This window comes from Parahaliea mediterranea (assembly GCF_003402235.1).
Lineage (GTDB): Bacteria > Pseudomonadota > Gammaproteobacteria > Pseudomonadales > Halieaceae > Parahaliea > Parahaliea mediterranea.
This window is the reverse complement of the sequence record NZ_QEWO01000005.1, coordinates 538,403-562,877: the sequence shown is the minus strand read 5'-3', so window position 1 is coordinate 562,877 and position 24,475 is coordinate 538,403. Positions and strand designations below refer to the sequence as shown.

The 24,475-nt window shown below is 62.9% G+C and carries 20 protein-coding genes; 5 read left to right on the top strand and 15 right to left on the bottom strand.

Annotated elements, in window-relative coordinates; genetic code table 11:
• Positions 1 to 24: 24 nt before the first annotated feature.
• A complete protein-coding gene (locus DDZ17_RS17375; RefSeq protein WP_241505935.1) occupies positions 25 to 1,389 on the bottom strand; it encodes a glutamine synthetase family protein in 1,365 nt (454 codons plus the stop codon).
• A gap of 194 nt (positions 1,390 to 1,583) precedes the next feature.
• Between DDZ17_RS17375 and DDZ17_RS17370 the strand changes: the two genes are divergently transcribed.
• The gene (locus DDZ17_RS17370) at positions 1,584 to 2,951 is read left to right on the top strand and encodes an aspartate aminotransferase family protein (protein WP_116368220.1); all 1,368 of its coding nucleotides are present in this window, start codon (positions 1,584 to 1,586) and stop codon (positions 2,949 to 2,951) included.
• 140 nt (positions 2,952 to 3,091) lie between these two features.
• Complete coding sequence (locus DDZ17_RS17365; RefSeq protein ID WP_116368219.1) at positions 3,092 to 3,676, top strand: nuclear transport factor 2 family protein; 585 nt, start codon at positions 3,092 to 3,094, stop codon at positions 3,674 to 3,676.
• A 2-nt stretch (positions 3,677 to 3,678) separates the two neighbouring features.
• Here the strand turns inward: DDZ17_RS17365 and DDZ17_RS17360 are convergent, their stop codons facing one another.
• The 14 genes from DDZ17_RS17360 to DDZ17_RS17295 all read right to left on the bottom strand — a co-directional run bounded on the left by DDZ17_RS17360 (position 3,679) and on the right by DDZ17_RS17295 (position 21,021).
• Positions 3,679 to 4,326 carry an HAD-IA family hydrolase gene (locus DDZ17_RS17360; RefSeq protein ID WP_206613579.1) on the bottom strand — a complete coding sequence of 216 codons (648 nt, stop codon included), beginning with the start codon at positions 4,324 to 4,326 and terminating at the stop codon, positions 3,679 to 3,681.
• Positions 4,323 to 5,741, bottom strand: a complete 1,419-nt coding sequence (locus tag DDZ17_RS17355) for an alkaline phosphatase D family protein (RefSeq protein WP_116368218.1) — start codon at positions 5,739 to 5,741, stop codon at positions 4,323 to 4,325. The genes DDZ17_RS17360 and DDZ17_RS17355 overlap by 4 nt, the downstream gene beginning before the upstream one ends.
• Positions 5,738 to 7,123 carry a HAMP domain-containing sensor histidine kinase gene (locus tag DDZ17_RS17350; RefSeq protein ID WP_116368217.1) on the bottom strand — a complete coding sequence of 462 codons (1,386 nt, stop codon included), beginning with the start codon at positions 7,121 to 7,123 and terminating at the stop codon, positions 5,738 to 5,740. Before DDZ17_RS17350 ends, DDZ17_RS17355 begins: the two co-directional genes overlap by 4 nt.
• Positions 7,110 to 7,781 carry a winged helix-turn-helix domain-containing protein gene (locus DDZ17_RS17345; RefSeq protein ID WP_116368216.1) on the bottom strand — a complete coding sequence of 224 codons (672 nt, stop codon included), beginning with the start codon at positions 7,779 to 7,781 and terminating at the stop codon, positions 7,110 to 7,112. The genes DDZ17_RS17350 and DDZ17_RS17345 overlap by 14 nt, the downstream gene beginning before the upstream one ends.
• Positions 7,781 to 8,344, bottom strand: a complete 564-nt coding sequence (locus tag DDZ17_RS17340; RefSeq protein ID WP_157976706.1) for a PepSY domain-containing protein — start codon at positions 8,342 to 8,344, stop codon at positions 7,781 to 7,783. Before DDZ17_RS17340 ends, DDZ17_RS17345 begins: the two co-directional genes overlap by 1 nt.
• Positions 8,345 to 8,424: 80 nt before the next feature.
• The gene (locus DDZ17_RS17335) at positions 8,425 to 9,243 is read right to left on the bottom strand and encodes an inositol monophosphatase family protein (RefSeq protein WP_157976705.1); all 819 of its coding nucleotides are present in this window, start codon (positions 9,241 to 9,243) and stop codon (positions 8,425 to 8,427) included.
• The gene (locus DDZ17_RS17330; protein WP_157976704.1) at positions 9,236 to 9,721 is read right to left on the bottom strand and encodes a hypothetical protein; all 486 of its coding nucleotides are present in this window, start codon (positions 9,719 to 9,721) and stop codon (positions 9,236 to 9,238) included. The genes DDZ17_RS17335 and DDZ17_RS17330 overlap by 8 nt, the downstream gene beginning before the upstream one ends.
• Positions 9,708 to 11,090 (bottom strand): MFS transporter, encoded by a 1,383-nt coding sequence (locus DDZ17_RS17325; protein WP_116368269.1) that lies wholly within the window; start codon positions 11,088 to 11,090, stop codon positions 9,708 to 9,710. Before DDZ17_RS17325 ends, DDZ17_RS17330 begins: the two co-directional genes overlap by 14 nt.
• Before the next feature lie 80 nt (positions 11,091 to 11,170).
• On the bottom strand, positions 11,171 to 14,011 hold the full coding sequence (locus DDZ17_RS17320; protein ID WP_157976703.1) for a TonB-dependent receptor: 2,841 nt from the start codon (positions 14,009 to 14,011) through the stop codon (positions 11,171 to 11,173).
• A 171-nt stretch (positions 14,012 to 14,182) separates the two neighbouring features.
• Positions 14,183 to 15,196 carry an inositol 2-dehydrogenase gene (gene iolG, locus DDZ17_RS17315; protein WP_116368211.1) on the bottom strand — a complete coding sequence of 338 codons (1,014 nt, stop codon included), beginning with the start codon at positions 15,194 to 15,196 and terminating at the stop codon, positions 14,183 to 14,185.
• A complete protein-coding gene (gene iolE / locus DDZ17_RS17310; protein WP_116368210.1) occupies positions 15,193 to 16,095 on the bottom strand; it encodes a myo-inosose-2 dehydratase in 903 nt (300 codons plus the stop codon). Before iolE ends, iolG begins: the two co-directional genes overlap by 4 nt.
• Positions 16,092 to 17,951, bottom strand: coding sequence for a 3D-(3,5/4)-trihydroxycyclohexane-1,2-dione acylhydrolase (decyclizing) (gene iolD, locus DDZ17_RS17305; protein ID WP_116368209.1), 1,860 nt, complete (start codon positions 17,949 to 17,951; stop codon positions 16,092 to 16,094). Before iolD ends, iolE begins: the two co-directional genes overlap by 4 nt.
• Positions 17,948 to 19,882 (bottom strand): bifunctional 5-dehydro-2-deoxygluconokinase/5-dehydro-2-deoxyphosphogluconate aldolase, encoded by a 1,935-nt coding sequence (locus DDZ17_RS17300; protein ID WP_116368208.1) that lies wholly within the window; start codon positions 19,880 to 19,882, stop codon positions 17,948 to 17,950. The genes iolD and DDZ17_RS17300 overlap by 4 nt, the downstream gene beginning before the upstream one ends.
• Before the next feature lie 2 nt (positions 19,883 to 19,884).
• Positions 19,885 to 21,021 carry a Gfo/Idh/MocA family protein gene (locus tag DDZ17_RS17295; protein ID WP_116368207.1) on the bottom strand — a complete coding sequence of 379 codons (1,137 nt, stop codon included), beginning with the start codon at positions 21,019 to 21,021 and terminating at the stop codon, positions 19,885 to 19,887.
• Between the two features lie 216 nt (positions 21,022 to 21,237).
• On the opposite strand from DDZ17_RS17295, the gene DDZ17_RS17290 reads away from it, so the two are divergent.
• The 3 genes from DDZ17_RS17290 (at position 21,238) to iolB (ending at position 24,404) form a co-directional block, all read left to right on the top strand.
• Positions 21,238 to 22,137: a MurR/RpiR family transcriptional regulator gene (locus tag DDZ17_RS17290; RefSeq protein ID WP_116368206.1), complete on the top strand. Its 900-nt coding sequence runs from the start codon at positions 21,238 to 21,240 to the stop codon at positions 22,135 to 22,137.
• Positions 22,138 to 22,222: 85 nt separating this feature from the next.
• Positions 22,223 to 23,578, top strand: a complete 1,356-nt coding sequence (locus DDZ17_RS17285; RefSeq protein WP_170150232.1) for a phytase — start codon at positions 22,223 to 22,225, stop codon at positions 23,576 to 23,578.
• Between the two features lie 25 nt (positions 23,579 to 23,603).
• Positions 23,604 to 24,404 carry a 5-deoxy-glucuronate isomerase gene (gene iolB / locus DDZ17_RS17280; protein WP_116368204.1) on the top strand — a complete coding sequence of 267 codons (801 nt, stop codon included), beginning with the start codon at positions 23,604 to 23,606 and terminating at the stop codon, positions 24,402 to 24,404.
• Positions 24,405 to 24,475: the final 71 nt, after the last annotated feature.

The following is a 24,475-nucleotide window of genomic DNA, read 5'->3' as shown; positions in this document are numbered from 1 at the left end:
CGGCCCTCGCCAGCCTCTTCTTGCTCAGAGGCTGGCGTCGTACTCCAGCGGCGTGACCTGGCGGTCGAACTCATCCATCTCCTGCTGCTTGATCAGCGTGTAGACACGCTGGAACTCAGCGCCAAAATACTCGCGGATGAAGTCGGAGTTGGAAAAGGCCTCGATGGCCTCCGGCCAGTGCCGGGGCAGACTGGGGGGCACCTGCTCGTAGGCGTTGCCCTCCAGCGGGTCCGGCGCCTCCAACTGGTTCTCGATACCGTGCAGCATGCCGGCCAGAATCGCCGCCAGCACCAGGTGGGGGTGGGCATCGGCCCCGGCGACCCGGTGCTCGAGCCGGGTGGCGGTGGGCGCATCCGCGGGCACCCGCAGCGACACCGTACGGTTCTCGTAGCCCCAGCAGGGGGCCAGCGGGGCATGGGAGTCGCGCTGGAAGCGGCGATAGGAATTCAGGTTGGGCGCCAGCAGCAGCATGCTGTCGGCCATGGCCGCCATGCAGCCGGCAATGGCCTGGCGCAGCAGGGGCGTGCCCATGCCGGTGCCATCGTCAAACACGTTGTTGCCCTCGGCATCCACCAGGCTGCAGTGCACGTGCATGCCGCTGCCAGCCAGGTCGCCAAAGGGCTTGGCCATGAAGGTGGCCAGCAGGCCGTGTTCGCGCGCCACACCGCGAATGGCCCGCTGCAGCATGATGGCCTGGTCGGCGGCGATCAGGGCGTCGTCGCAGTGCAGCAGGTTGATCTCGTACTGGGAGGGCGCGCTCTCCTTGGTGAGGGTATCCACCGGCAGCTGCTGGGCGGTGGCGGCATCGCGCATGGCGTGCATCACCTCGCCCATCTCCGCCATGGTGTCCAGGCTGTAGGTCTGGCCGGCGCAGGTAACGCCGCCCACGCGGTCGGTCTGGGTGTGCAGGGGCCGGCCCAGGTCGTCCTCACCGTCCTTGAGCAGGTAGAACTCCATTTCGCTGGCCATCACCGGCGTGTAGCCCAGCGCCTTGCAGCGGTTCACCAGCCCTTCCAGCAAAAAACGGGTATCCAGGGGGCTCGGGGTGCCCTCGGGGTCGCGCATGGACATCATGATCTGCCCGGTGGGGCGGCTGGCCCAGGGCACCGGCACCAGGGTGTCGATGTCCGCCTCGCAGTAGCTGTCGCCATCGCCGGTGTCGAACACCAGGGCTTCCACATCGCGGCCAAACACATCAAAGGCCAGGGAACTGGCGGGCAGCTTCAGCTCCCCCGCCAGCACGCTGTGGATTTTGTCGCGGGTGACCCATTTGCCGCGCAAACCGCCGGCGATATCGGGGAGAATGACCTCGAACACTTCAATGTCCGGGTGGGCGTCGAGAAAGGCCTGCAGGCGTTCGCCGCTGTCAGCCATGATGATTGCTTCCATCTTTATGTCGTTACGCGGTTACTTGAGACCTGCCAAAACACCACCTTTGGGGTAATGGCGAAAAGTGAGCGCTGTGACAGACTTATGATCACAGCATTAAACACCGAACCGCAAACCGCGACTATAACACTTCCGGGTAGAGTCCCGGCGCCGCGGCGAGCCGCCCGCAGGGCACTGGCACCGGAGGACAGGCCATGAACACAACCGCAGACAGCGCCGCGCTCAAACAGCTCGACCGCGCCCACCACCTGCACCCCTTTACCGACCTGCACACCTACGCCGAGCAGGGCGGGCGCATCGTCAATCGCGCCGAGCACATTTACATCCACGACACCGACGGCAACACCATGCTCGATGGCATGTCCGGCCTGTGGTGCTGCAACCTAGGCTACAGCCAGCAGCAGATCGTAGACGCCGTGTACCGCCAGTTGCAGGAACTGCCCTTCTACAACAACTTCTTCAAATGCTCCAACCAGCCGGCAGTGGAGCTGGCGCAACTGCTGGCGGAGGTCACCCCGGCCCAGTTCAACCATGTGTTCTTCACCAACTCCGGCTCCGAGGCAAACGACACCAACATCCGCCTGGTGCACCGCTACTACGACCTGATCGGCAAGCCCGAGAAGAAGCTGATCATCAGCCGCAAGAACGCCTATCACGGCTCTACCATTGCCGCAGGCTCCCTCGGCGGCATGGCGCCCATGCACAAGCAGGTGATTGGCCTTGATTACGTACACCACATCAACCAGCCGCACTGGTTTGAAAACGGCGGCGACCTGAGCCCGGAAGACTACGGCGTGCAGGTGGCGCGCGAGTTGGAAGCCAAAATCGACGAGCTGGGTGAAGACAAAGTTGCCGCCTTCATCGCCGAGCCAGTGCAGGGCGCCGGCGGGGTAATCATTCCGCCGTCCAACTACTGGCCGGAGGTGCAGCGCATCTGCGACGAGCGCGACATCCTGCTGATTGCCGACGAAGTGATCTGCGGCTTTGGCCGCACCGGCAAATGGTTTGGCAGCGAAACCTACGGCATGAAGCCCCACCTGATGACCTTCGCCAAGGCCATCACCAACGGCTACATGCCCCTGGGCGGCGTGATGGTGGGCGACACCGTGGCCGATGTGCTGCTGGCCGGCGGTGGCGAGTTCACCCACGGCCTCACCTACTCCGGCCACCCCGCCGCCTGCGCGGCGGGCATCGCCACCCTCAAAATCCTGCGGGAAAGCAACATCATCGAAACCGCCGCCAGCGAAGTGGCCCCCCACTTCCAGCGCCGCCTGCGCGAGTTTGAAGGCCACCCCATCGTGGGCCAGGTGCGCGGCGAAGGCATGTTTGCCGCGCTGGAACTGGTGAAGGACAAAGGCAGCCGCGAGCGCCTGGCGCCGGAAAGCGCCGGCGCCGTGTACTGCCGCGACCGCGCCAACAGCAACGGCCTGATGGTGCGCCAGACCGGCGACGCCATGATCATGGCACCGCCCCTGGTGTGCTCCACCGGCGAAATCGACATCCTGATCGAGAAGCTGGGCATGGCGCTGGACGAAACAGCCGGCCACTTCGGCATCCAGTAAGCGTTTTACCTGTGCCCGGCCCCGCGCCGGGCTTTTTTTGCCGGCAACGGCTTAACTATCTAGCCCCCGCTGGCGCGCGCGGCACTTAACCGCCTGGCGCCCCCTCCGTACACTGGTCGCACGTAAACGGAGGATCGACCATGAGCGAACAGCGCCAGGTACTGAACAAGCAGAACATGAACATGGGCGGCGGCCTGCCGCTGGAGGCCGACGGCACCGACCTGGAAGGCCTGCGCCGCAATATCCAGCAGCTGATGGATATCGAGGCCATCAAGCAGCTCAAGCACGCGTATTTCCGCTGTATCGACACCGCCAACCTGGACGAGCTGGCCACCCTGTTCCACGACGATGTGCTGGTGCACTTCATCGGCGGCCACTACGAGTGGAAGGTGGAAGGCCGCCAGGCCTACCTGGACAACATCCAGCACGCCTTCACCAAGGCGTCGGTGGGCCACCACAACGGCCACCAGCCGGAGATCGAAATCCTCAGCGCCACCGAAGCCCGCGGCATCTGGTACCTGGCGGACCACATGTGGATTCTGGCCAACCAGCACCACACTACCGGTACCGCCCTGTACTGGGACAGCTACGAGAGGGTGAACGGCAAGTGGCTGATCAAGGAAACCCGCTACGAGCGGCTCTATGAAATCAACACCCAGCTGCCGGAAAACCCCAACCTGGGCTCACACTACCTGGGAGTGCACGGCACGGCGCCGGCGGGCTGAATTCAGCGCCGGGGCAGACCCAGCAGCGCAGGCAGCTGCGCCATCCGCTGGATAGTGGGCACGTCCCCGGCATCAGACCCTGCATCCGGGCAGTAGCGCAGCACCGGCATACCAGCTGCCCGCGCGGCGCGCACGCCCACCGGACTGTCTTCCACCACCAGGCAATGCTGCGGCGCCACCCCCAGACCGCCAGCGGCGGCCAGGAACAGCCCCGGATCCGGCTTCCAGGCCCCCACCTCGTAGGCGCTGTAAATCCGTTCGCCAAAGTAGCCCCGCAAGCAGGTCAAACCAAGGGAGTATTCTATTTTGGCCCGCGGCCCGTTGGATGCCACGCAAAAAGGCAGGGTGAGCTGGCGCAACACGGACTCGATGCCGCTCACCGGTTGCAGGCGCTCGGCAAACAGCGCCTGCACCCCTGCCCGGTAGCGAGCCTCGAATCCCGCCGGCAGGTCGACACGGTGCCGGCGCTCCATGGCTACAAAAATCCGCGCCAGTTCGACGCCACCAAACTCGGTGTACAGCGCCTGGGCGGGCTCATCAATACCCAGGTCCTGCAGAGCGGCGGACAGCGCCACATGGCAGAGGTATTCGCTGTCCACCAGCACCCCGTCGCAGTCAAAAATCACCGCCTGACAGTGGGTGAATATCACGCGTTGATGTCGTCCCTGCGCGGAGAGGGCAACTCGGGATCCACCTTCTGCCGCCAGCTGGACACACCGTTGCGCAATTCACTGGCGCGCACTGTGACCGGCTCATCCCAGACGCTTTGCGCCCCGGCATTGACCACATTGAAGCGCACCTGCGGGTCATCGAGTGTGAGGTCAAAGTCGACGATGCCGGCGTTGTGACCGCCGGTGAAGGGTTCCCGAAGACGAATTTCCGGCACCTCTATCGATTCGGGTATGGGCGTATCCTGGGCCAGGCCCGAGCTGACAAACTCATAAAGGTCATAGCCTGCCTCGCCGGAACGCGGGATACAGTTGGCTTCCGCCCGGTGAACGTCACCAGACATCAGGATTACCCCGCCGATCTCTTCATCACGAATAAAATCAAACAGGCCGTCGCGCTCGTGGCGGTAGCTGGTCCAGTTGTCTTCGCCAAAGGCCGCCGGGTTGTGTGACCACCCACCGCCGCAGATCAACAACTTGAAGGGGGCCCGGCTCGCCTTCAGCCCGGCCTTCAGCCAGGCCAACTGGCCCGCGCCCAACTGGCTTTTGCCCGGGCCGTCGGGCTGCTCATTAGGGTCGCGATGATAGCGGTTGTCAAGAAAGAAGAAGTCCACGCCGCCGTAGTGATACTGGAAGAATACGCCGGGTGTCTGCGCGGTGCCATAACCCGGATTGGCCCAGTAGCGCTTGAACAGCGCCAGGCTCTCCTCGCGCATCGGATTGTTAACATCGCTGTTGTTCAGGCCGTAATCATGATCGTCCCAGATCGCCAGCTGCGGCACCCGGTTCCCGAAGCGCTGGTATTCCGGCACCGCCCGCTGGATTTTATACAGGTCCGACATAATTCCAGGCTCGACTGTATCGGCATAGATGTTATCTCCCAGCCAGCAGAACAGATCGGGCTCCCAGCGATCCAGTGCATGCCAGATGGGCTGTTGGGGAAATTCCTGCCAGCGAGCACAGGAACCAAAACCCAGGCGAAAGCGCGCCGGCCCCGCCGGGGCTGTGGTGAACTGGAAGGGCGGCACATTGTCCAGGTACTTGGCGGGCTTGCCGTCCACCCAGGGGCGATAGTAGTAGGTGGTGCCCGGTTGCAATCCGGTCAACGCGATACGCGCCACAAAGTCGTCCCCGGGGCCGGCCTGCGCAATCTCGCTTTGCCGTGCATCGGACAGGTCTGGCCGCTGTCCGTATCGCACACTCACAGGATAGCGGCCACTGGCCCGCATCCACAACTGGATACTGTCTGCAGACACTGCCCCGGGCAAGGGGCCGTGTAATAGTCGGGGGTAGCCTGTACTGCCGGCCAGCGCCTCACGCCAGCTACCTGCCAGCAAGCTCAGGGAACCGCCTGCGTAGGCCAGCGATTTAAGAAAATGTCGACGCGCAGGTTTCATAGAGGCTCCTGTGGTGGAAATTCCAGGGTGACGACAAGACCCGGAGCGGCCTCGCCCAGTGTGATATTTGCTCCGTGCAGGCGGGCAATGGCGCGCACCACCGACAATCCCAGACCGGTGCCCGGGTGATGGCGACTCTGGTCCAGGCGGTACAGCCGCCGGAACACCCGCTCGCGCTCAGTGGCGGGAATCCCCGGCCCGTTATCCGCTACGCAAAGCTGCCTGCCATGCTGGCTGATGTGAATATGCGCTTTATCGCCAGCGTGTCGAATGGCGTTGTCGAGCAAGTTGTAGATGAGCCGGAACAGCAAACTGGCGTCTCCCGACACCTGACTCCGCCCGTCGCAGTGGACGGCGACTGTCTGCCCGCGCTGCTCAGCCAGCGGTGTCAGCAGTTCCGCAGCATCGCGGGCAATTGCGGCCAGGTCACAGGGGCGCCCTTCCATCTGCAAAATACCCTGTTCCAGGCGCGCCAGTTCGAGCATGGCATCAAAGGTTTGCAACAAGTCATCGAGATCCGCCTGGGCCAGGCCAAGGGTCTCTGTGGCAGCGGATGCCGGCGCAGTCGGCAGGGCAGAGGCGATATCGTCCAGCCGCAGGCGCAATCGCGAGAGCGGCGTGCGAAGGTCGTGGGCGATGTTGTCAGTAACACCAGCCACCGAGTGCAGCAGTTCGTCGATCTCATCCAGCATCTGATTGACCTGGCCGGCCAGCACGTCGAACTCATCGCCATCCGCCCGGCTCGGCAGGCGGGTATCCAGCCGGCCGCGCTGGATCTGCTCGATGCCCTCACTCAAATCCCGCAGGCGCCGAACCTGGCGCCGGTTAAACAGATAACCCGCCACCAGCGTCAGCAGCAGGGCCAGTACCAGCGCCAGCACACTGGCCAGCAGGTAGTCGCGTCGGTAGGCACCCTGGTCCGCCTCCAACTGGGCCACCATCAATCTGCCTGCGCCCACCTCTATCCAGGTGCCACGGGCCAGCTCTACGGTGGCATCGCCGCTGAGATTGGATACCGCTACAGGAAAGCGGCCCGTATCAGGATAGCGCGGCAACTGGCGCGGCAACTCGCTGAGGTTGCCGCTGACCCCATCGCTACTCTCCAGCGCCAACAGGGTGTTGGCGGCGCCCCGCGCGTGGGCCTCTACCAGTCGGCGAACAGCGACATCACTGCCGCGCTCCACGGCAGCCAGCTGCCGAAAGGTATCGGCGGCCATCAGCACATTGCGCTGTAATTGGCGCTCCTGCTCTGACACCGTCAGCCAGTACACCGCTCCCAGCACCAGGGCGTTCACCAGCAACACCAGCAGGGTAAACAGCAGAGTAAGGCGCCATACGGAGGTGCGCGGGTAGCCAAGACGCCGCGCGCTACCGGATGACATAGCCCGCCCCACGCACGGTATCGATCAGCTGGCTACGTCCTCCGGCCTCAAGCTTTCTGCGCAACTTGGCAATATGCACATCAATCACATTGGTCTTTGGGTCGAAGTGATAATCCCACACGGCCTCAAACAACAGGGTACGGGACACCACCTGCCCCCGGTGCTCCAGCAGATAGCGCAACAGCTGAAACTCTTTTGGCTGCAGGGCGATGTCATCGCCAGCTCGCGTCACCCGGTGGCCCACCAGGTCCATTTCAAGGTCGTCGGCACACAACTGAGTGATGCGGGCCTCACGGTGCGTTGCGCGCTGTAGCAGGTTGTCGATACGCAGCTGCAGTTCGGCGAAAGAAAAAGGCTTGGTCAGGTAATCATCGCCACCCGCCTTCAGCCCGCGGATGCGCTCATCCACATGGGACAGGGCACTGAGAATAATCACCGGCGTGCGGTTGCCCCCGGCGCGCAGCGCAGATAGCACCGCCAAGCCATCCAGCTGTGGCAACATGCGATCGAGCACAATGAGGTCGTACTGGCCAGTGGTGGCCAGATGCAAGGCATCAACGCCGTTGCCGGCTTCATCGGCGGTGTAGCCCTGCTCCCTCAGCCCCTTCGACAGGTAGGCCAGGGTGGTCTGGTCATCCTCTACCAGCAGTAACTTCATCAACCACCGGGACTGGTCAAGGAGGGAATCGTCTGGCCGTTGTCGATATCAATAAGCTGGTCGCGCTCACCCTCCGGGCCAACCCATTCCAGTTTGAAGTAACGCACGCCGCGCTCCAGTTCCACTTCGGCTTCCTCCAGCAGCTGTTTTGTCCCTGCGCCCCCCTCGGCAATGGCCCGCCGTAGGCTGTAGCCGGCGTCCTGCAAGGCGCGGGCCGCCAGCACCTCGTCGTCGCGACATACCACGGCGCAGCTACGCGGCTCCTGCTTCTGGCTCAGACTGCCGTCAGCCACGGCAATGCGCAGCTTGTGCCGCACTTCACCTTCAAGGTCCATAACTTTGATTTCATGGAAGAGCTGGCCGTCGTCATCTTCCAGCTCGTATTCATAGGCAATGCCAGGCACCGCCTGTTCAGCCTGGGCCAGGGCCTTGTCCAGCGTTACCCCGGAGCGCTCGATTGCGTACAGGGCCACCGCGGCCTCTTCAGGATCACTGCCAGCCAGCAGCGGCGCCGCAACAATGGCGGCTGCCAGGGCACCAATACCCATTGATAAGCGATTCATAGTCGTCCTCCTGTGTTGACTGCCCACCTACCCTATCCCGGCGCGGGTTAAACACGCATGAGGCTGAGGTTAACAATTCTTCATGTAAGACCGGTGACAGTCTCGCCGCCACTCACCACTTCCAGCAAGGCTTGGTAGACCCCGGCACCGGCCGCCAGCACCGCGCAGCCGTGCTCCAGCACGCCCTCGCGCTCCAGTGCCGGATTACTTCGGCCGCCCGCCTCACGCACCAGCAACCCACCGGCAACCGCATCCCAGGCATTCATGTGCGGCTCGTAATAGCCAATCAAGCGCCCTGCTGCCACGTAGGCCAGGCTGAGGGCGCCGCTACCGCAGCGATGGAACATGCCCTGCTCCTCCAGCAGGCGCGACAGGGGCCCCACGGTGGCGGCTGGCGCCACTCGATTGGAGTAACCCAGCCCCACCAGGCCATCCGCCAAACTGGCAGCCGGGCTCACTCGCAGCGGGCGATTGTTTATTGAGGCACCGCCACCGCGGCGCGCGGCGAACAGTTCATCCCGCACCGGATCGTATACCACCCCCAGCAGGGTTTGACTGTCACGCACATAGGCCAGGGCTATACACCAGGAGGTGATATTGCTGATAAATGGCTGGGTACCGTCAATGGGATCGACCACCCAGACGCCACGCCCGGCCTGTGACCGGAATTCGCTGCAACTTTCTTCACCAAGAAAAGCGTCCCCGGGGTAGAGTTCGGCCAACCCCTTGCGCAGCAGTGCCTCGGTTTCAACATCGGCCTCGGTGGCCATGTCCTGCACACCCTTGCTGTGCACGGTGAGGCTGCCCAGGTCAGCGAATTTGCCGGACGCAAAGCATCCTGCCTTACGCGCCAAGCCACAGGCCGTTGCCAGTCGCGCATCCAGTTCCGCGTCAGTCACCGGCAGCCTCCCCGCCCACATTGAACAATGCCCGCTCACAATCGCGATGGATGACAAAGTGCTTGCGCACCGCCGGGGTCGTCATAGTCACCTCCATTTCCCGCAGCCCGCCCGGCCCCTCCAGCAATGGAACAGACAAATCCGCCGGTGGCTCATCACCACAGTCGGCCTCAAACCGCAGGCGAACACGCCCGTCGCGGCGGTCCCGCCGCAGCGCGGTTGCAGAGCAGCCGGCAGGCAGCTCGAGAATATCGCGCGGAGCGAGGTCGCTCCCGATTGCACCCCCTTCTGCAGGCAACAACAGCTGCACCGCCAGTTTGCCGCGTGCTGCATAATCAACTACCAGCGCCGGCTGCTGGTCGCGGTGTCGCCAGTGCTCGCCGCCGTGGGTAGCGCAAAAACTGCTCTCTCCCTGCCCGCCGCAGGCAGTCAGCCAGGCGCTTACCACCAACCACCCCCCGCGTTTAATCCGTTGCACGCACCCTCCACAGGCTGCTCGCCAGTACCAGCGACACCACCGACGCGCCGACCCAGAACAGGATGGGCGCACTGTAATCATAGAAGTAGACTACCGTCTCGCCGCCCTCGCGCGGGAAGCGCAAGGCAATTTCGCTGGCAGAAATCAGTCGGCCGCTGATGTAGTCCTGCAGGCCTGCGCCAACATAGCTGAATACGCCAATAAAACCCATGGCCGCCCCTGCAACCCGCTTGGGGGCGATGTCGATGGCAAACAGCCCCCCCAGCGAGGCGAGAATACCGCTGAGGCCAAAGCCATAAACCACCAGCGCCGCCGCCAGTATGAGCGGGTCGTCTGGCCCCCAGAAAATCACGAACAGCGGCAGCAGTTCCATCAGGCCAAACAGCAGGTTGGCCGGTGGACGGCGGGCATTGAACCATTTGTCTGATGCAAAGCCGTAGGCAACACAGCCCAGAATGCCTGCCGCGGTATTGAGGAAAATGAACAGATTGGCATCGAACAGGTCAAATCCGCGAATTTCCTGTAAATAGACGTTACCCCAGCTGTTAATGGCGTAACGTGTGACATACATGCTGGAACTGGCCAGGGCCAGAACCCAGATGGAAGGAATGGCCAGTATACGCAGCTGTGTTTTCCACACGCTGCCATTACTGGCGGCACTGGCGATGGCGCTGTGATCCTGGCGCCAGTCCGCCACACTGGGAAGGCCCAGGGCCCGAGGCCGGTCCGGCAAATAGCGCAGCACCAGCAGGGCGGCCACAACGCAGATTGCGGCGGGCACCCAGAACCCCCAGGGCCAGTCCAGACCCAGCCCCTTGGGAGGTGCGGCAATCAGCCAGGCCACGCCAAGGTAGGTTAGCCCTTCGCCAATGGAGTGCGCCGTGCTCCAGATGCCGTAGTAACGGCCGCGTTCGTGATTGCTGTACCAGTGGGCCAGAGACACCACACTGGAGGGCGCGCCGAAGCCCTGAAACCAACCATTGAGGCCCCACAGCAAGGCCGATAGCCAGAGCAGATCCGACAGGCCCATACCCAGGTTGGCGCAGGCGGACAACAGTAGCCCCGCAGCAAAAAAACGACCGACGTGGGCGTGATCGGCGAGAAAGCCATTGGTGAATTTGCCCAGTGCATAGCCGTAAAGCAGCGTTGAACCGATGATGCCCAGTTGTTCAGGCGTGAAGATACCCGCATCCATCAGCGGCTTTTTTACGACGTTCAGTGCCAGCCGACACACATAGGCCAGGCCGTAGCACAACGTAATGATCACAATCACGTCGCGCCGGTGGCGCTGGTACGCCCAGTCAATCGCGTCACTGTCGGCACTGACCGGCCGGTCCTCCCCGGTGGCAAAAAGCCTGAACCACTGCATGATTACACTATCCCCGCCGCTGGCGCCGAACAAGGCGCCAGGGTCGCCCCGCGATCATCCCCACACCCCTGCCAAGCAGTTCAGTATATGTACTGCACGCCAATTACCGTGGTGGTGCCGTACTCGTCGTATTGCAGCACGCGTTGTGAATTGCCGGCATAGTAGTACTCTGGCTCGTCGTTGAGATTGGATATTTCCGCGTAAACCATCCAGTTGTCGTTGACACTGTACTTGGCGGTGAAGTCCCACTGGGTGTGGGCGTCGGTGGTGCGATCGAGCCCTTCATCCACCAGTTCGTCGAGATAGCTATCGCGATACTTCATCGCCAGGCGCAGATCCAGGCCGTATTTTTCATAGCCCAGTACAAAACCGGCGATGTTGTCTGATTGCTTCGGGAAGGGAATTTCACGGTCGTTCACCTCGGCCTCGCTATCGACATAGGTATAGTTAAGGCTCACCAGCAGGCCGTCAAAAGGGGATGGCAGGAAGCCAAAGTACTGCTGGTAGTTGAGTTCTACCCCTAGCACGTCGGCATTGTCGCCATTCTCTGCGATGGTCGCTTCATCAAAGGTCTGCCCGGCAAAACTGTAGTCATCAAAGGTCTGCAGGAAGATGAAGTCACCAATGTCTTTGTAGAACACGCCAGCCGAAAGAACACTCAGTTCGCTCGGGTAATATTCAAGCGACGCGTCGTAGTTCCACGCGTTATAGGGCTCAAGTTCCGGGTTGCCGATTTCCGCCTCGCCGTCTTCGACGCTGATACGCGATGCCACATCGTTAAACAGTGGTCGCACAATGGAACGCGACACTGCGGCTCGCGCCACAATGTTTTCGGTGGCGTCGTAGCGCAGATTGAGGCTCGGCAGCACATCGGTGTAGCTGCGACTGGCGTCGATGCTCTCGATCACCACCAGGTCATCATCCAGTTCAGCGCCGTTGTACTCATCGCCTTCCTCGAACAACTCTACCGCGTTACCTTCCGAGCTGAAGTCCGTGTACTCCACCCGAACACCGCCGGTGAGGGTGATGCCACCAATAAACAGCTTGAACATGCCATAGGCGGCATAAACATCTTCATTGACGGTCCAGTCATTCGAGGCCGAGGCCAGCGTTGAATCGATATCCTCCAGCTCGATGCCGTTACCGGCGCGCAGGATTTCCCGCACCCCTCGGGTACTTGGTAACGGCTCAATCACATTGCGAAAACCATAATCCCCTGCGGCGCCCGGATCGTAGACATCGGCGATGGTGAATACATCATCGCCACTGTAGATAGCGGCGTCTTCATTGTTTTCCTTCTCCCGCAGGCGGGCCTTGGCGCCAAACTTCAGCTCCCAGTTCTCGAACTGTCGGTTGGCATCGAACTGTAGCGACCACTGGGTATCCTCGGTCAGGCTCTTCTCGTGTTCGATCTCATCCAGTGCGTAGGCGCCGGGGTTGCGCAGCAAGTCAAAGTAGTCAGACTCCACAACCGGCGTTTCCACCGACCCACGGTTCAGGCTCAATACCGGCGCACCGTCCGGGATACCGCCGCTGCCGCTTTCGAATTCGCCAACCCAAGATGAATTCACTACATCCGGGTCATCCTCCTCGCCGTGGGAGTAGCCGAGGTTGGTTTCCAGCCCCCACAGCTCCCACTGGCTCTCGCTACCGAACGACAGCGAGAGTGTTTCTGCGGTCTGTACCCGGTCTTTGGTATTCATATCGATCTCGGTAAAGCCGTAGGCTGTTCGCCGCTTCTCAATGGCTTCGTCGGAAAGCGGCGTGAGATCGCCGTAACCCTGGCCGTAGCGCAGTTCAGTATCCTCAAACCTGCTGTACAGTGAGCGGGCAAAGAGGGTAGTGGTATCGGACCAGTCATAGTCGAGGTTCAACACAGCGCCAATGCGCTCGCGCTCGATACGGTAATAGCGCGGCTCAAAGGACTCGGGAAATTCGTTGCCACTGTCCGCCTGTTCCCAGTCATCGGCCTCGTTGTTGTCCGTCGACATCTTGCGATCCTGCCAGCTGAGTGCAGCTGCCACCCCGAGACGACGGTTATTGGCCAGTTCGAAGATGTCGCTGCCGGCAACGGATGCCTTCGGACTCCAGTCTTCTCGCATTTCGTTATAACCACCCTCCAGACGGGCCTTGAAGTAGGCGTCTTTGCGGCTGAAGGCGCTGAGGGTCTTTACGTTCACCGAGCCGCCAATGGAGTCACCATCCATATCAGGGGTCAGCGACTTCTGCACCTCCAGGCCATCAAGGACGTCCGAGGGAATCACATCCAGTTGCATGGCGCGCCGGTTTTCGGACGCCGATGCCCGCACACCGTTGATGGACGTCGAATTGAGGTCAGGATCCATGCCCCGGATCACTACATAGCGCCCTTCGCCCTGATCGTTTTCCACCGAGATACCCGAGAGTCGACGCAGGGACTCCGCCACGTTCTGATCCGGGAACTGGCCCATGGTGTCAGAATCCAGCACCGATTTGATGTTGTCTGCCGCTCGCTGCTGATTGATGGCCCCCGCCATCGCCGCCGACTGGCCCGTTACCAGCACTTCTTCCAGAGCCATCTGGTTCTCGCTGCCCTCACCCAGCACCAGCGCGCCCAGCACCAGGCCCTCTGGACCGACTGTAATCGGCACGTTGCGCGGTGGAGCACCGACATAGTTGACAGTAAGGGTATAAGTGCCGGGCCTGACGCCTATCAGCCGGAAGCGCCCACGGGAATCCGTGGTGGTCGAAACACCCAGTTCGGCAATGCGAACAATGGCACCCTCGTACACGGCACCACCGCTGCTGTCAGTAACTTCACCGGTTACTGTCTGGGCCAGTGCCGACGGCGCAAGGCCAAGCCCCAGCATGGAGATGGCGCCGGCAAGGACCAGGCGACGGAAGGGCGCGGAGCGGGAGAGGGGAACGCTGCGTTGGGTCACGGTAGAACCTCCGGTTGATTTATCTAGTAATGAGAGGTGTTCCGAAGCTCGGTTTGAGTATAGAGAGAACCGGCCTTCTGGTAAAATATTTATTCTACAAATTTACAATAAATTATATAAATTCCATTTTATAGACGAGCGCATACCGGCCCGACTGCCGGCAAACAGCCCTCAGGGCGCCGCTGGGCCCTGGTAATCCAGTGAAATTACGGCGTTTTTTCGATGGGACCGGGTAGCTGCATCGGCCAGTACCTGGGCCTTGAGCGCATCGCTTCCACTCACCAGCCGCGCCGGCTCGCCCGTCAGGGCGGCGACAAAGGCCTGCAACTCCAGCCGGTAAGCGGCAGCGTAGCGCTCCAGGAAAAAATCCAGTGGCGGGTCGCTTGCAACCGAGCCGGCGCGAAAGCACTGCACCTGGCTGGCACCTCGGTTCTCGGCGCGCAGCATGCCGTGGCTGCCATGCACTTCGATACGTTGATCGTAACCGTACACCGCCCGGCGGCTGTTGCTGATCTGGCACAACTTGCCGCTGGCGGTTTGCAGTGTGACCAGCGCACTGTCGATGTCGCCGACGCTGGCAATCGCCGGGTCTACCAAGCAGCTGGCGCTGGCGAACAGGGTCTTCGGGTCTTCACCCAGCAGCCAGCGGGCCATATCGAAGTCGTGGATCATCATGTCCATGAACAGCCCGCCAGACCGGCGCAGGTAGTCCAGTGGCGGCGGACCGGGGTCGCGGCTGGTGATGGATACCATCTCAACGTCGCCGATTTCACCATCCTGTACCCGCTGCCACAGGCAGGCAAAGTCCGGGTCGAAACGCCGATTGAACCCAAGCGCCAACAGAGTTCCCCGGGCTTCCAGTGTCTGCAGGCACTGGCGGGCACGCGCCAGATCCAGGTCCAGCGGCTTTTCACAGAAAATGGCTTTGCCAGCGGCGCTGGCCGCATCCATCAGTTCAACATGGGTGTCGGTGGAACTGGCAATCAGTACCGCTGCTACCGATGAGTCGTCCAGCGCCAATCGCAATTCGGTGGCGCTGGCACCATGGCGCTGCGCCAGTTGTTCAGCCGCCGCGGCATCTGCATCAACCACGTGAACAAGGCGCGCATTGGCTGCCGCAGCGATATTGTCGGCATGAATAGCGCCAATACGACCGGCGCCAACCAGGCAGATTCCAACTGTCATGTTCTTTCCTCAAAGGCCAGCGGGCGCTGTTTCAAAAGCTGGGCCAGATGGCGATAGCCCATCTGCGCATAAAGCGGCGGATCGGCAATGGCCGGGTCCTGCTCCGCCTCCACCACCACCCAGCCGTTGTAGCTGGTGGGCAGGGCGTCGAGCACCGCACCGAAATCCACGCATCCGTCACCCGGTACGGTAAACACGCCAGCCAGCACCGCCTCGAGAAAACTCCAGTCCCCATCCAGCGCACGCATCAGCACTGGCTGGCGCACATCCTTGCAGTGCAGGTGCACCACACGCTGACGGAAGTCATCCGCCAGCCGCGCCGGATCACCGCCGGCGTAAGTCAGGTGCCCGGTATCCAGCAGCAGGCCAACCTCCGGGCCGGTCATCGCCATCAGGCGGCGTACCTCATCGTCGGTTTCGATAACCGTACCCATGTGGTGGTGATAGGCCAGGGTCAGTCCCTCGTCGGTGAGGTAGCTGGCAAAAGCGGACAGGCGCTCGGCAAAAGCGGACCACTGCCGCTCATCCAGTACCGGGCGCTCTGACAGCGGCCGATGGCGCTCACCATGAATGCAGTGGCTGACCTCGGCGCATACCATCACCGCGCAGCCCATCTCCCGCAGTAGCCTGAGGTGAGGCTGCACCGCGGCAATTTCCCGGGCAACGCTGCGCTGCAGTAACCGCAGGCTGTACCAGCCAGACACCAGCGCCAGGTTGTGCCGCGCCAGCAGCGGCGCCAGCACCGCACTGTCGCGGGGAAATTTATGCCCCAGCTCAAAGCCGGCGTAGCCCGCATTGCGCCCTTCCCGCAGGCACTGCTCCAGCGGGATATCGGCCCCCAATGCAGGCATGTCGTCATTGCTCCAGGTCAGGGGGTTAATACCCACGCGCAAACTCATCGCCCGACATCCCGGCGCTGGGCACGCTTGTGCTCCAGGTAGTCCCTGCGCGCCTGCCGAACGCCTTCGCGGGTCGATACTTCCGCCACGGCCACCTCCCACCAGGCGCCGCCCTCTTCGGTGGCCGGCCCCGGGTCAGTGGCCAGGGCGATGACATAGCAGCCCGCCGCCTCGCGGGCACGCACCAGAGCCTGCTCCAGTTCGGCAATACCGGTTACCGATTCGGCCTGGGCGCCCAGGGCCCTGGCATGGCCTGCAAAATCAATCACCGGGACGCCCGACTCGCCCTGTCCACAGTCAGCCAGCAGGTTATTGAAGGGCCCAGCACCACAGTTTTTCTGCAGGCGGTTGATGCAACCGAAACCACGGTTGTCCAGCACCACCACCACCAGTTTGAGCCCCATCATCACGGCAGTAGCCAGCTCTGAATTCATCATCAAGTAGCTGCCATCCCCCACCAGTACAAACACCTCACGCTGCGGCAGGGCCATCGCCACCCCCAGCCCACCGGCAATTTCATAACCCATGCAGCTGTAGCCGTACTCGACGTGGTAGCCGTTGGGCCGGGCACAGCGCCACAGCTTGTGCAGTTCACCCGGCAGGCCTCCCGCAGCGCACACCACCACCGCATCTTCCGGCGCCTGGCGGTTGACCGCGCCGAGCACCTGGGCATCCGATGGGCGCTCGGCCCCGGTGGCGGCGGTAACCCGCTCCACCACCGCCTGCCAGCCAGCCACCGCCTGCCGACCGCTTGCAACCCAGTCGGCATCCGCCTGCCAGTCCGGCAGTGCCGCTTCGATGGCCGCCAGTCCCTGGGCGGCGTCGCAAACCATGGACAGGGCACCGTGCTTGCCAGCGTCGAAGGCAGACACATTAATTCCCAATAGACGGCAAGCCGGGTGGGCAAACAGTGTGCGCGAAGCGGTGGTGAAATCCTGCAGCCGGGTGCCAACACAGATCACCAGATCCGCCTCGGCGGCCAGTGCATTGGCGGCGCTGCTGCCCGTTACACCAATGGCGCCAAGCTGTGCCGGGTGATCCCAGGGCAGCGCGCCCTTGCCGGCCTGGGTTTCCGCCACGGGTATTCCGGTGCGCCGGGCAAAAGCTGCCAGCGCATCACAGGCGCCGGCGTAGTGAACACCGCCGCCGGCAATCAACAGCGGACGCCGGGCGTTGCGCAGGCACGCCACGGCGCGCGCCAACTCACCGCTATCCGGCGGAGGCTGCCGGTGATAGTGCAGGCAGGGGTCAAAAAAACGGGCGGGAAAATCCCACGCCTCTGTCTGCACATCCTGGGGCAGGGCCAAGGTGACAGGGCCGCACTCGATACTGTCGGTGAGCACCTGCAGCGCCCGGGGCAGGCTGTCCAGCAATTGCTCAGGGCGTTGGATGCGATCCCAGTAGCGGGATACGGGCCGCAGGCAATCATTCACACTGAGCGAAGGGTCACCGGGAACCTCCAGCTGCTGCAGCACCGGGTCCGGCGCGCGCGAGGCAAAGGTGTCGCCTGGCAGCAGCAGTACCGGCAGGCGGTTGACATGCGCAAGGGCCGCGCCGGTCACCAGATTGGTGGCGCCGGGCCCAATGGATGTGGTGCAGGCCATCAGCCGGCGCCGGTTGCTGGCCTTGGCATAGGCGATGGCCGCATGGGCCATCGCCTGTTCGTTGTGTGCCCGCCAGGTGGGCAGGCGTTCGCGTTCCGCCTCCAGCGCTTCGCCGAGGCCGGCGACATTACCGTGGCCGAATATGGCCCATACCCCCGCAATCAGCGGCAGGCGCTGGCCATCGACATCCACCTGCTGGGCCGCCAGATAGCGCACCAGCGCCTGGCTGCTGGTCAGCCTGACTGTTTTCACGGTTGTTCCTCCTCCGGCATTGCGGCCTCGTGCAGGGCGCGCCATGCGCTGACAATAGCGCTGAAGTTCTCTGCCACTGCCTGCCTCAGGCCACTGTCGTCCAGTTGGCCGGCAAGCCAGGCGCTGGCGGCGTCCACAAACAGACTGCGGCCGATTGCAAAACCGCGACAGTGGCGCCGGCCGACGGCGCGGGCAAAGCCGGCAACCAGCTCCTCTACCGGGCGGTTCAAACCCAACAGGACAATACCGCGACACCAGGGGTCGCACTCATCGATCACCGCCTCGATCGCCGGCCAGGCCCGATCAGGGGGCGGCGGCAGCTTCCACCAGTCCGGATAGATACCGAGCTGATAGCATTCGCGCATGGCCCGGGCGGTATCGTCGCCCCGGTCCTCACCGCCCCCTGGCAGAATCAGCTCCAGCAGCAACTCATGGCCGCTCTGGCAGCAGGCTTCAAACAAGCTGCACAGGCGCTGCTGCTGGGCCTGCTTGAGACCCGGCTCATCATCGGGATGATAGAACACCAGGCACTTCACCACCTGCTCACTGGGCCAGCGTTGCAGGGTCGCGGAGAGGTTGTCGCCATACTCAAAAGCCAGCGGTCGTGACTGCGGCGACTCCACCGGGCGCGCAATCCACAGATCCCGACCTGTCAGCGACTCCAGCACGTCTTCGCCGAAGCGCTCGTCCACCAGTACACCGGCGCGACCTTGCAGGCCGTCCCGCTCCACCACCGCCAGAAAGGCATCGGCGATCAGGCGCTTCAGGCGCGGCACCCGGCTCTCGGAGGCGCCACAGGCGGCAGCCAGCTCAACAAACTGACTGCGGTGGTCAAAGGCCAGCGCGTAAATTGCCGGCCAAGCCCGGCGCGGCACGGTGGAGCGGTGCAGCTGATTGAGGCGTGCATCAAGATCCGGCCGCGGCACCTCGGCAAAGCGCGCCAGGTAGTCGTCCAGTTCCACCCGCGAGGGAATCGCCGGTGTGCAGCCGTGACGCGACACCACCAGCGCGCCGCAGGCGTTGCCGTACAAACAGCAGCGCGCCAGCGCTTCGCCGCCCATCCAGCCGCGCATGAATCCGCTCATAAAGGCATCGCCGGCCCCCAGTACGTTGAGGACTTCCACTGATACCGGCGGGCCACTCACACCGCGGTCCAGGTCCTGCGGAATGGCGCCCTCGTAGACCACGCTGCCCAGGGCGCCGCGCTTGAGCACCAGTACGGCATCGGTATGCCCACGCACCACGCACAGGGCTGTGCGGGTGTCGGTGCTGCCCCCGGCGATGTGAAACTCCTCCTCGGTGCCAACTATCAGGTCGAACAGGGGCAGGATGGATTGCAGGTGCCCGGTAACTTCCGCGCTGCCGACAAAGCGACTCTCTCCCTGGCCATGGCCGGCAACGCCCCACAACACCGGACGGTAATCGATATCCAGCACGGTGCGGGTATCACTGGCGCGTGCGAAATCAATGGCCCGGCGGCAGGCCGCAGCAGGGCCGGGCAGGGAGAAGTGCGTCCCGGTGATCACCAGGGCGCGGGCCGAGGCGATAAAGTCTTCATCGACATCACTTGTATCAAGGGCAGCATCGGCGCAGTTCTCCCGATAAAAGATCAGGGGAAAGGTGTCCCGGTCCTTGATGCCCAGCACCACGATGCTGGTGAGGCGCTCCGGGTCGGTATGCACCTGGCTGACATCCACCCCATTGCGCGCCAGTTCCTCACGCACAAAGCGCCCCATGTGCTCGTCGCCCACCCGGGTCAGCATGGCTACCCGCAATCCCTGGCGCGACATGCCAGCGGCCATGTTGGCGGACGATCCACCCAGGTATTTGGCCATGCTGCGCATGTCCTCGAGCCGGGCGCCAAACTGCTGGCCGTAAAAGTCCACGGCGGCCCGGCCCATACAGATCACATCGAAGCGACGCTCTTCCATCCTCACTCCTGACTGTTGCCGCCGGCTCCACCGGCCGCTGGATCACTCACCCCCACCCAACCACCCCGGCGGTGGGAACGCGCCATGGCGTCGGTGACCGCATCGATGCGCGCCGCCGCTGCGAAATCGGGCCACGCTGGCGCCGTCCCGGCCACCGCCGCGAGCAGGTCGCGCAGTTCAATCACTTTCAGGTCATTAAAACCCAGACCGTGGCCAGGCGCCGGGCAAAAAGCCGCGTAGTCTGGCTGGTCCGGCCCAAGCAGAATGCGACGAAAACCCTCCGGACCGCGCTCGTCACTGCGGTACAGCCACAGTTCGTTTTGCCGTTCCTGGTCGAAATACAGGGTACCGGCGCTGCCAGACACCTCCAGGGTCAAACCGTTTTTGCGCCCCCAGGCCATGCGGCTGCACTCGATGGTGCCAGTGGCACCGCCGGTGAAGCGCAGCAGAGCGTGCACCTGGTCTTCGTTTTCCACCGGCCCATCTGGCCGTTCGCTCACTACCGTCTGGAAATCGGCGCACACCTCGGTTGGCTCGCCAACCAGGCGCTGGGTCAGGGATAGCACATGACACAGGTCTCCCAGCGCCCCGAGCCCGGCCTGCGCGCGCCGGGTGCGCCAGCCACCGGGCTTAAAGGCATCGGCGAGGTAATCTTCGACATGCGTGCCGCGCACATGATGAATACGGCCCAGTTCTCCGCACTGAATTAACTCGGCAGCGAGAGTGATTACCGGATTCCTGGCATAGTTAAAACCCACCAGAGTCACGCAATCACGCGCCCCGGCCAGCGACGCCAGTTCCCGTGACTGTCCGACAGCCAGCGCCAGCGGCTTCTCACAATAGACGTGTTTGCCTGCCTCCAGCGCCGCCCTGGCCATCGGGTAGTGCAGATGGTTCGGCGTGCAGATATCCACAATGTCGACCTGCGGGTCAGCCACCAGCGCACGCCAGTCGCCGGTACTGCGGCGAAATCCCAGATTCTGCGCCTGTAGCGCTGCCTGCCCTGGCTCACAATCTGCCAGCAGCTCGCAGACCAGGGCCACAGGCTGCGGAAAGACCAGGCCCACGGCATGCGCGGCAAGCGCATGGCTGCGCCCCATGAAACCGCTGCCAATCAAACCCAGTCTGAGTGTCTGCACCGCTGCGATGCCTCCTGCGCAGTGGGTGACGACCTGTTCTCCTCGCCACCCTAAAAATATTATATGTTCTATTTTTTATTCATTGTGATAAATTTATTCCATAGCGTGGCGCAAGCGCAAGCCTTCATTCTAATTTTGGAGTATTTATTTCAGAATGACAGTGGCCGGCCACCCTTTTGACACGCGCCCCGCCGGCGGCGCCAGGACGACACCAACATGACAGCCAACCCTCCCCAGGACTATGACTCGCTGCGCACTTTGATGTCCGAGCGCTACGAGTCCCTGAGCAAGCGCCTGCGACAGATCGCCAAGTTTGCCTGGGATAACCCCACCATTATGGCCATGGAAACCACCGCTGTAATCGCCGAACGGGCCGGCGTTCAGCCCTCCGCCCTCATTCGCTTTGCCAAGGCTTTTGGCTACTCCGGCTTCAGCGAAATGCAACGTACCTTCCAGGCCCATGTCACCGCCCGTTCCGCCAGCTACAAGGAGCGCTTCCGCGAGGTGGCGGAACGCGAGTCCGCGGCAGGCGGCTCTCCGGCAGGCATGTTGCAGGAATATTGCGAGGCCAATCGCGATGCGCTGACGCACCTGCAAGACGAAACCGACCCGGCGGCGCTGGAACAGGCCGTGGCGCTGCTGCGCGACGCCGAGTTCATCTACGTGATGGGCCAGCGCCGCTCGTTCCCGGTAGCCAGCTACATCTACTACAACCTCAACCACCTGGATTGTCGCGCCCAGTTACTGACCGGCATGGGCGGCATGCTGCTGGAGCACGCCGCCAGTATGGCGCCCGGCGATGTGCTGGTAGCCATCAGTTACAGCCCCTACTCAGAGGAAACCGCAAAAGTGGTTGCCGCCGCACGGGAGAAGAACGTTCCGGTCATTGTACTGACCGACAGCTCGCTCAACGCCATCGCCCGCGATGCCACCGTATTTTTTGATATTCACGATGCCGAGGTATTCAGCTTTCGCTCGCTGGCGGCGTCTATGTGCCTGGCGCAGGCGCTCACCACCGCTCTGGCATCCGAACGCAGTGCTCGCAGCAGCAACCGCGGCAATGGCCGCAACAAGCAAAACGGCGACAAGACAAAAGCCAGGCGCAGAAGAAAATGAACAATTGTTCACCCGCCGCCAGTCTGACGTTAAAGCGCGAGTTGTAGTCTGGACTCAGGATCACAACCCAGAAGGAATCCATAACATGACACAGCACTCCCGACTGAAAGCCCCGATATGCGCCATGACATTGTTCGCTGCCGCCCACCTGGGCGCTGCCGAGCCCATCAGCGTTACCGCCACCTTGGAAACGCGGCCCCATTTTGACGATGCCCCCGGCAATTTTACCGATGTGGATGACCCCGCCATCTGGATTCACCCCCAGCAGCCGGGCGAAAGCCTGGTCGCCGGTACACTCAAGGAAGGGGGCCTGGATCTGTACACCCTGGACGGCAAGCTTCTGCAACACATCCCGGGGCGGCCGGCGCCCGCCTGCCCGAACGACAACAGCGACTGCGACAACGCCCCTGGCCGGTTGAACAACGCCGAGGTGGTGTACCGTTTTCCCCTGCAGGGCAAGCCGACAGACCTCGTTGTCGCCTCCGACCGCGGCCTCGATACCCTGGCGATCTTTGCCATGAGCCCCAACAACGACGGCCAGTATCTGCTGTCGGAGATCACCGCATCCGGTGTCGGGGCGATCTTCAGCGATAGCCAGCAAGCCATCAACGAAGGCTATACCGCCTATGGCCTGGCGACCTACCAGCACCAGGGTAAAACCATGGCGCTGGTCAGCCAGAACAGCACCACCCAGGTTGCAGTACTGGAATTGGGCGAGCGCGATGCCGGCACCATCGGCTACACGGTGGTGGCCAGGCTGGACTTCCCGCATGCATTCGACGCCGGTGACAGCCGCTGGACACCCTGCACCGACGAAGATGCCGACCGACCCCAGTTTGAGGGCATGGTGGCCGATGCCGCCCACAACGCCCTGTACCTGGCGCAGGAAAATGTGGGGATCTGGCGTATCGCCCTGGATGCACCGCAGGATAGCGGCCAGTGGCAACTGTTCGCCCGTGCGGCCGAGTTCGGCGTGCCCTACCAACGCACCTGGGATGACGCCGAAGGGGAATACGCCTGCAAGCTGCTGTTTGACCAGAACCCGGGGCTGGGCGACGAACACCTGCGCGTCGACCTGGAAGGGCTGACGATTTACGATGCTGGCAAGGGCAAGGGCTACCTGCTGGTTTCCAGCCAGGGCGACAACACCGTAGCGGTCTACGACCGTAGCAATGACAACACCTATCTCGGCTCGTTCCGGGTGGACGACGGGGACGGCGTGGATGGCGTGAACGAAACCGACGGCATGATGGTGACCAATGTCGCCCTCGGCGAAGCCTTTCCCGCGGGGCTGCTGGTGATGCACGACGGGGACAACCAGCCCCAGGTCTACGATGAAAACGGCGGCAAGCGCGAAGGCTCCAACTTCAAGTTTGTCGACTGGGCCGACATTGCCAAACCCCTTAACCTGCCCTTGAACACCGGCAACCGGGCGCGCTGAGCGCCCCGCAACCCCGGAGGACACCATGTCTCACCTGCTCTGCCGCCGCCAGGCGCCCGACGACAGCGGGCGCACCCAGCACATCACCCCCGCGTCCGCCGGCTGGCGCTATGTGGGGTTCGACTGCTACCACCTCGAGGCCGGGCGTACGCTCGTGCGCAACAGTGAAGACCGGGAACTGTGCCTGGTGCTGGTGGGGGGGCGTGCCAGCGTGCGTGCCGGTGCCCGGGCCTGGGACGGTATTGGCGATCGCAGCGGTCCGTTTGAAGGCAAAGCCCCCTACGCAGTTTACGTCCCGCCGGGTTGCGACTACACCGTCACCGCAGACACCGACCTGGAACTGGCCGTGTGCTCCGCCCCTGCCAGTGGCCGTTTCCCGCCGCGGCTGATACACCCGCAAGACTGCGAACGCAGCGAGCGAGGCAGCGGCAGCAACCGCCGCTTGATCTGCAATATTCTGTTCGGCAATGGTGATGCAGAAAGCCTGCTGGTGGTGGAGGTCATTACGCCCAACGGCAACTGGTCCAGCTATCCGCCGCACAAGCACGACACCGACGACGCTCCCCGGGAAACCCACCTGGAAGAAACCTACTACCATCGCCTGTCCCCCCCCCAGGGGTTCGCCTTCCAGCGGGTGTATACCGACGATCGCAGCCTCGATGAAACCATGGCGGTGGAAGACGGCGATGTTGTCATGGTGCCACGTGGCTACCACCCCGTTGGCGCGCCCCATGGCTACGACCTGTACTACCTCAATGTCATGGCCGGGCCAAAACGGGAATGGATTTTTCACAACGACCCGGCGCACGCATGGATGCTGGAGTAGACCGAGCGCCGAACCGGCCACCACCACCCTGCTGACACCCCCCCACACCAGCGGTACACTGCCCCACCCCG